1 protein-coding gene is annotated in these 445 nt (G+C 21.8%); it reads left to right on the plus strand.

Going from position 1 to position 445, the window contains the following annotated elements:
- The coding region (locus RI01_RS03110; protein ID WP_017193212.1) for an SVM family protein at nt 1-274 on the plus strand (274 nt) is incomplete at its 5' end.
- Between the last annotated feature and the right edge of the window lie 171 nt (nt 275-445).

Genomic DNA, 445 nt, shown 5'->3' on the forward strand with positions numbered 1-445 from the left:
TTATTTGTTTATTTTCTTAGTATTATTATTTATTATTAATAATCAGAAAGTTATGGCAATGGAGAATAATTCTAAAGACAAATTAAAAAAAGATATCGATATTTTAGAGGAAGCAATAGATACATTAGAGGAAAATGTTAAATATTTCACAAAAAAAGGAATTCAAATTAATTTAAATAAATTAACCAATTTGTTCTTTAATAACAAAAAAAGAAATATATATCAGCAACAAAATATTGTGTCAACTTCACAACCTCATAAAAAGAAAAAATAACAATACGTTAGAAATAATAAATAATGCTAATAATCCATAAATTACCTCGACAAAATCTTATTTTATAACCAAAGACCCTTCAGGGTCTTTTTTTATTTAACAACATACAACATTGGAAAGGAAACAAAAACCATGTTAATTAAAAAAATCTTTCAATCTTTACCTAGTAAT

This window comes from Italian clover phyllody phytoplasma str. MA1, from assembly GCF_000300695.1.
Taxonomy (GTDB): domain Bacteria; phylum Bacillota_I; class Bacilli_A; order Acholeplasmatales; family Acholeplasmataceae; genus Phytoplasma.